This window comes from Phenylobacterium sp. (assembly GCF_004297125.1).
Classification (GTDB): Bacteria; Pseudomonadota; Alphaproteobacteria; order Caulobacterales; family Caulobacteraceae; genus Phenylobacterium.
On record NZ_SCVD01000038.1, the window covers coordinates 123,115 to 129,746 of the forward strand.

A 6,632-nucleotide genomic window follows, 5' to 3' on the forward strand; every position below is an offset into this window, starting at 1 on the left:
GAAAAGGGCCGCGAGGGTCATCTGCGTTTCTGGGGCGTCTCGAGCGGCATGCTGCGATACATCGGACGGCGCCTGCTCATCGCCATCCCGACCCTGTTCCTGGTGATCACGGCCGCCTTCTTCATGATGCGCGCGGCGCCGGGCAGCCCGTTCGACAGCGACCGCAAGCTGCTGCCCGAGATCGAGGCCAATGTCCTGGCCAAGTACGGGATGAACAAGCCGCTGGGCGCGCAGTACCTCGACTACCTGGCGGGGGTGGCCCGCGGCGACCTCGGGCCGTCGCTGAAATACCGCGACAAGTCGGTGCTCGACATCCTGAAGGAGAACTACCCAGTCTCGCTGAAGCTGGGCCTGTCGGCCATCGCGATCGCGGCGCTGGTTGGGGTGAGCCTGGGCGTGATGGCGGCGCTGCGGCAGAACGGGACGGTCGACCATGCGGTCATGACCGTGGCGATCCTGGGGGTGTGCATCCCGACCTTCGTGACCGCTCCGCTGCTGGTGCTGGTCATCGCGTCCAAACTGGGCTGGCTGCCCACCGCGGGCTGGAACGACGGGGCGCTGGCGAACCTCGTCCTGCCGGTCACCGTGCTGGCCCTGCCGCAGATCGCCATCATCTCGCGGCTGACCCGCGCCGGGATGATCGAGGTGCTGCGTTCGAACTATATCCGCACCGCGCGCGCGAAGGGCCTGCCGGAGAGCCTGATCGTCCGCAAGCACGCCCTGCGCGCCGCGATCCTGCCCCTGGTCAGCTACCTGGGCCCCGCCTGCGCCGGCCTGATCACCGGCTCGCTGGTGGTGGAGAAGATCTTCAACCTTCCGGGCCTGGGCAAGTTCTTCGTCATCAGCGCCCTGCAGCGCGACTACACCGTCGTCATGGGCATGGTGATCTTCTACGCCGCCCTGATCCTGCTCCTGAACCTGATCGCCGACCTGCTCTATGCGGTGCTGGATCCGCGGGTGAGGCTGGCGTGAGCGAGGCCACACTCTCCGCGCCGGTGAAGGGCCGCAGCCTGTGGGACGACGCCGGGCGCCGGCTGATGCGCAACAGGGCGGCGGTGGCCAGCATGATCGTGCTGGCGGTGCTGGTTCTGCTGGCGGTGGCGGGCCCCTATCTGGTCCCCTTCGCCTACGATCAGGTGGACAAGGACGACGTCTGGCTGCCGCCGCTGCAGGCCGGTCACCTGCTGGGCTCCGACGCCCTGGGTCGCGACCTGACCGCCCGCCTGCTCACGGGCCTCCGGGTTTCGCTGGCGATCGGCCTGGTGGCCACCACCGTCTCGCTGGTGATCGGCGTCGCCTGGGGCGCGGTGGCGGGCTATGTGGGTGGCAAGCTGGACGAGGTGATGATGCGGGCCGTGGACGTGCTCTATTCCTTGCCCTTCATCTTCTTCGTCATCCTGCTCATGGTCACGTTCGGCTCGAACATCGTGCTGATCTTCGTAGCCATCGGCGCGGTAGAGTGGCTGACCATGAGCCGGATCGTGCGCGGCCAGACGCTGACGCTCAAGAACAAGGAGTTCGTGGAGGCCGCCCGCGCCGCCGGCCTGGGCCGCGGCGCGATCATCGCGCGTCATATCGTCCCGAACCTGCTGGGCCCCGTCGTTGTCTACGTGACGCTGACGATACCAGCGGTCATTCTGGCGGAGAGCTTCCTGAGCTTCCTCGGGTTGGGGGTGCAGCCGCCAATGGCGTCGCTGGGCACGCTCATCGCCGGCGGCGCCTCGGACATGGAGCTCGCGCCGTGGCTCTTGATCTTCCCGTCGCTGGTGATGGTGCTGACCCTGATGTGCTTCAATTTCATCGGCGACGGCTTGCGCGACGCCATAGATCCCAAGGACAGGTGATGGTCGCCGGGGGGCAAGCCGCATCGCCGGAACAACTGCTGGCCGACGCCGTCGCCGCCATGCGCCGGGGCGACCGCGCCGCCGCGCTGGGCTGTGTGACCCAGGCAGAGGCCCTCGCGCCGTTCGACCCGCATGTGAAGATGCAGAAGGCGATGATCCATCGCCAGAGCGGCGCGCTCACGGCGGCGCTGGCGGCGCTGGACGAGGCGCTGGCGCTGGAGCCCTACAACTTCCTGGCCCTGCTCTCGAAGGGGGCGGTGGTCGAGAAGCTGTCGGGCGAGCGGCTGGCGGCCAGGGTCTATGAGAACGCGCTGAAGCTGGCGCCCGACGAGGCCAACATCCTTCCGGGCCTCAAGGCGCCGGTGGCCCGGGCCCGCGAGGTCGTGAACAAGACGCGCGAGGCCCTGGAGACCTATCTGCGCGACCAGATGGGCTCGCTGGACCAGGTGGGCGGCGAACTGGCCAAGAGCCGGCTGGACGAGGCCATCGGCGTCTACGCGGGTCGGCGCAAGGTCTACAACCACGAGCCGCTGCTGCTGCACTATCCCCGGCTGCCGGCCATCCCGTTCTATCCGCGCGAGCTGTTCCCCTGGCTGCCCGAGCTGGAAGCCGCCACGCCGATGATCGTATCGGAGCTGCAGGCCGCGCTGGCCACCCAGATGGATGCGTTCGCGCCCTACATCGCCTTCGCCAAGGACAAGCCCGCCAACCAGTGGGAGGAGCTCAACCACTCCCGGCGCTGGAGCTCGCTGTTCCTTTGGAAGGACGGGGTCAGGCAGGATGCGGTCTGCGCAACCTGTCCCGGGACAGCGGCGCTGCTGGACACGCTGCCGATGGCCCACCAGCCGGGCTTTGCGCCCACCGCCATGTTCTCGGCCCTGGACGCGCATACGCGGATCCCGGCGCACACGGGATCGACGAACACGCGGCTGCTCTGCCACCTGCCGCTGATCCTGCCCGGGCCGGCGCGCTTCCGCGTCGGCAACGAGACGCGCGAGTGGAAGATGGGCCAGGCCTGGATCTTCGACGACACCATCGAACACGAGGCCTGGAACGACGCCGACGAGCTGCGCGTCATCCTGATCTTCGACGTTTGGAATCCGTTCCTCGAACCGGGCGAGCGCGAACGGATCAGCGCGATGATGGCCGCCCGCAACGCGTTCTACGGCGGCTAGCTATTCCGTGCGGCGGGCGCGGAAGGCGCGGGTGTTGTCGACCGTCATCAGGAAGCTCCCCATGCTGGCCTGGCGGATCTTCACCGGCATGCCGGGCTTGGGATCGCGGAACAGCTCGTTGGCGTCCACCTGGGTCCAGACGGCGCCGTCCTCCAGCTTGATCACCCACTTGCCGGCGCCGTTGATCCGGGCCACCGCCACGACACCCGTCGTGTTCTCCAGCTCTTCCTTGCTCTCGCCGCGCTCGAACAGGGTGATCGAGGGCACCGAGAAGCCGAACGCCTGGCGACGCACCTTGCGGGCCTGTTCGCGGTCGACGACGACGATGTCGCCCTTCGCCTCGGCCTGGTCGAGCGCGACGGTCGCCTGGTCGTAGCAGGCAAGACGCGCCGATTCGTCGGTCAGCTTCCGGCAGTCGACCAGCTTCTGCAGCATGGCCGAGCGCGCCTCGGGCTTGGGCTGGGCGTTCGCCGCCGGGCCGCACAGCGCGGCGGCCGCCAGCGCCACGCCCATCGTCCGCATCGCCATCGTCTTCATCTCGCTGAACCTCGGAATGACCTGTGGCGCCCATTAAGCGAGGGTGCGCCCGCGACGCAACGGGCCGCGACGAAAGGGGCAAATCCTTCCCCGGACCACGGGCGCCACGAGCCGGCGCTGTCACAAACCCAGGCCAAACCTTGCCGGGTTTCAGTCGAGATGCGGCAATCTGTGACCAGAATGCGACAGGTGGGCGCCCGAAACATTGCGGATAGCTAATGTTCGTTGACCGGTCGTGGTACGGCCCCGTAACTCCAGCGTAACCGGGGGCGCAGGCCGTTTCCGGGACCGATCTCTTTTTGTGGGGAAGCGGCCGCCGCATCGGCAGGACCGCTGGAGGATCTAGACCGTGAAATTCAAGTCCATGCGGGAACGCCTTTTGGCGTCTTCTATGATTTGCGGCGCGGCCCTGCTGGGCCTCTCGTCGCAAGCCGCGGCCCAGACCGGCTCGGATGAAATCTCCGAAGTGGTCGTCACCGGCACGCGCATTCCGTCGCCGAACCTTGAGAGCGTCAGCCCGGTGACCGCCGTGAGCGCCGCCGAAATCAAGGCCACGGGCGTGACCCGGGTCGAAGACATGATCAACAGCCTGCCCCAGGCGTTCTCCGCCCAGGGCGCCTCGCTGTCGAACGGCTCGACCGGTACGGCCACCATCAACCTGCGCGGCCTCGGCGCCACGCGGACCCAGGTCCTGATCGACGGCCGCCGCCTGATGCCCGGCACGCCGAACACCACGGGCGGCGCCCTGGCCGCCGACATCAACTTCATTCCCTCGGCCCTGATCGAGCGCGTCGACGTTCTGACGGGCGGCGCCTCGGCCGTTTACGGCGCCGACGCCGTCGGCGGCGTCGTCAACTTCATCATGTCGAAGAACTTCGAGGGCGTGCGGGTCGACACCCAGTACGGCATCTACCAGCACGAGAACGACAACGGCGTCGCCGGCGTCGTGCAGGCCGCCCAGGACAAGGCGGCCAACCCGCAGTTCTTCAAACTGCCGAAGGACAACGTCCGCGACGGTGAGTCCTCGCAGGTCACCCTGATCATCGGCGTCAACTCGCCGGACGGTAAGGGCAACGTCACCGCCTACGCCGGCTACCGCCACGTCGAGCCGATCCTGCAGGGCAACCGCGACTTCTCGTCGTGCACGCTGAACTCGGGCGACACCTTCGCCGCCGCCGGCTGCGGCGGTTCGGGCACGGCCTTCCCGGCCCGCGTCGGCAGCTACGTCGTCGACCCCGCCGGCCCCGGCAACACCTTCCGTCTGCGGAACGCGGCGACCGACACCTTCAACTTCGGTCCGGACAACTACTATCAGCGTCCCGACGACCGCTACGTCCTGGGCGCCTTCGCCAACTACGAGATCAACGAGTGGGCCACGGCCTACGCCGACGTGATGTTCATGGACGACACGTCCACGTACCAGATCGCGGCGGGCGGCATCTTCGCCGGCACCTTCTCGGTCAACTGCGCCAACCCGTTCCTGTCGGCGCAACAGCGCGGCCTGCTGAACGCGACGGCGGCTTCGGGCGGCGGCACCTGCGCCACCAACCCGGCGGGCACCTTCACCGGCACGGTTTCGCGCCGCAACGTCGAAGGCGGCGGCCGTCAGGGTCAGACGCAGCACCAGCAGTACCGCTACGTCGTGGGCGTCCGCGGCGACCTGAACGACAACTGGAACTACGACTTCGCGATGCAATACGGTCGCGTGTCGTTCAATCAGACCCAGACCGGCTTCTTCCGCACCCCGGCCATCAACCAGGCGCTGAACGTCGTCCAAACCCCGACCGGCCCGCAGTGCGCCGATCCGTCGGGTGGCTGCGTGCCGTACAACATCTTCCAGCTGGGCGGCGTGACCCAGGCGGCGCTCGACTTCCTGGAAACGCCCTCGACCTCCTCGGGTAACCTGTTCGAGCGGGTGGTGAACTTCAACATCGGTGGCGACCTCACCGAGTACGGCGTGAAGTCGCCCTGGGCCAATGACGGCGTGGGCGTGTCGTTCGGCACCGAGTACCGTCGTGAAACCCTCGACTTCGCCTCCGACTTCATCTCGTCCTCAGGCCAGTTGAACGGCTCGGGCGGCGCGGCCCCGCCGGTGAACGGTTCGTTCGATGTGTACGAGCTCTTTGCGGAAACCCGCATCCCGATCGTGCAGGACATGGCCTTCGCCAAGAACCTGACGATGGAACTGGCGTTCCGCTACTCGGACTACTCGTCCATCGGCACCACCGAGACCTACAAGATCGCCGGTGAGTGGGAGCCCATCGACGGCTTCCGCGTCCGCGGCGGCTACAACCGCGCCGTTCGCGCCCCGCACGTCCTCGAGCTGTTCAGCCCGCAGAACGTCGTGCTCGACGGCACCCAGGACCCCTGCGCCGGCCTGGCGGCTTCCAGCCCGCTGGTCGCCCGCTGCGCCCAGGCCTTCGGCCTGACCACCGCCCAGGTCCTGGCGATCGAAGCCAACCCGGCCAACCAATACAACGGCCAGACCGGTGGTAACCCGGACCTCGATCCGGAAACCGCCGACACCTACACCTTCGGCGTGGTCTACCAGCCGTCGTTCCTGCCGGGCTTCAACGTCTCGGTCGACTGGTTCGACATCAAGGTGAAGGACTTCATCGGCGGCATCGGCGCCGACACCATCATCAACCGCTGCGTCAACACCCTGGATCCGTTCTTCTGCAACCTGGTCAACCGGGACTCGCAGGGCTCGATCTGGCTGTCGAACCAAGGCTTCGTTCAGGACACGACGCTCAACACCGGCGCCCTGCGCACCAAGGGTATCGACGTCAACGCCAGCTACCGCACCGACCTCGAGAACCTCGGTCTCGAGAACATGGGCGGCATCAGCCTGAACTTCGTGGGCACCTGGCTCGACGAACTGGCCACGCAGAACCTGCCCGGCGACGACTACTTCGACTGCGCCGGCTACTACGGCACGATCTGCTCGGTCACGGGCGGTCTGTCCTCGCCGAACCCGGAATGGCGTCACAAGGCTCGCCTGACCTGGACCACGCCGTTCGAATACGGCGACTGGTTCAAGGACTTCTCGCTCAGCCTGCAATGGCGCCACTTCAAC

General features: G+C 67.4%; 5 protein-coding genes. 4 read left to right on the forward strand and 1 reads right to left on the reverse strand.

Features of this window, described 5'->3' with window-relative positions; all coding sequences use genetic code 11:
• Positions 1-48: 48 nt before the first annotated feature.
• From oppB to EPO51_RS24695, 3 genes are read left to right on the forward strand one after another with little or no spacing between them, the layout of a single operon-like run.
• Complete coding sequence (gene oppB, locus EPO51_RS24685) at positions 49-972, forward strand: oligopeptide ABC transporter permease OppB (RefSeq protein WP_293356169.1); 924 nt, start codon at positions 49-51, stop codon at positions 970-972.
• On the forward strand, positions 969-1,844 hold the full coding sequence (locus tag EPO51_RS24690) for an ABC transporter permease (protein WP_293356172.1): 876 nt from the start codon (positions 969-971) through the stop codon (positions 1,842-1,844). The genes oppB and EPO51_RS24690 overlap by 4 nt, the downstream gene beginning before the upstream one ends.
• Positions 1,844-3,019 carry an aspartyl/asparaginyl beta-hydroxylase domain-containing protein gene (locus EPO51_RS24695; protein ID WP_293356175.1) on the forward strand — a complete coding sequence of 392 codons (1,176 nt, stop codon included), beginning with the start codon at positions 1,844-1,846 and terminating at the stop codon, positions 3,017-3,019. The genes EPO51_RS24690 and EPO51_RS24695 overlap by 1 nt, the downstream gene beginning before the upstream one ends.
• On the opposite strand, the gene EPO51_RS24700 is transcribed toward EPO51_RS24695, so the two are convergent.
• On the reverse strand, positions 3,020-3,556 hold the full coding sequence (locus EPO51_RS24700) for a hypothetical protein (protein WP_293356178.1): 537 nt from the start codon (positions 3,554-3,556) through the stop codon (positions 3,020-3,022). It abuts the gene before it with no gap.
• Positions 3,557-3,947: 391 nt separating this feature from the next.
• On the opposite strand from EPO51_RS24700, the gene EPO51_RS24705 reads away from it, so the two are divergent.
• Positions 3,948-6,632, forward strand: a 2,685-nt coding sequence (locus EPO51_RS24705) for a TonB-dependent receptor plug domain-containing protein (RefSeq protein ID WP_293356181.1), incomplete at its 3' end; no start/stop codon positions are given.

Bases quoted from the DNA above. Each gene is read 5' to 3' on its own strand.
- oppB (WP_293356169.1), top strand. From the start codon at position 49: ATGCTGCGATACATCGGACGGCGCCTGCTCATCGCCATCCCGACCCTG.
- EPO51_RS24695 (WP_293356175.1), top strand. From the start codon at position 1,844: ATGGTCGCCGGGGGGCAAGCCGCATCGCCGGAACAACTGCTGGCCGAC.
- EPO51_RS24700 (WP_293356178.1), bottom strand. From the start codon at position 3,556: ATGAAGACGATGGCGATGCGGACGATGGGCGTGGCGCTGGCGGCCGCC.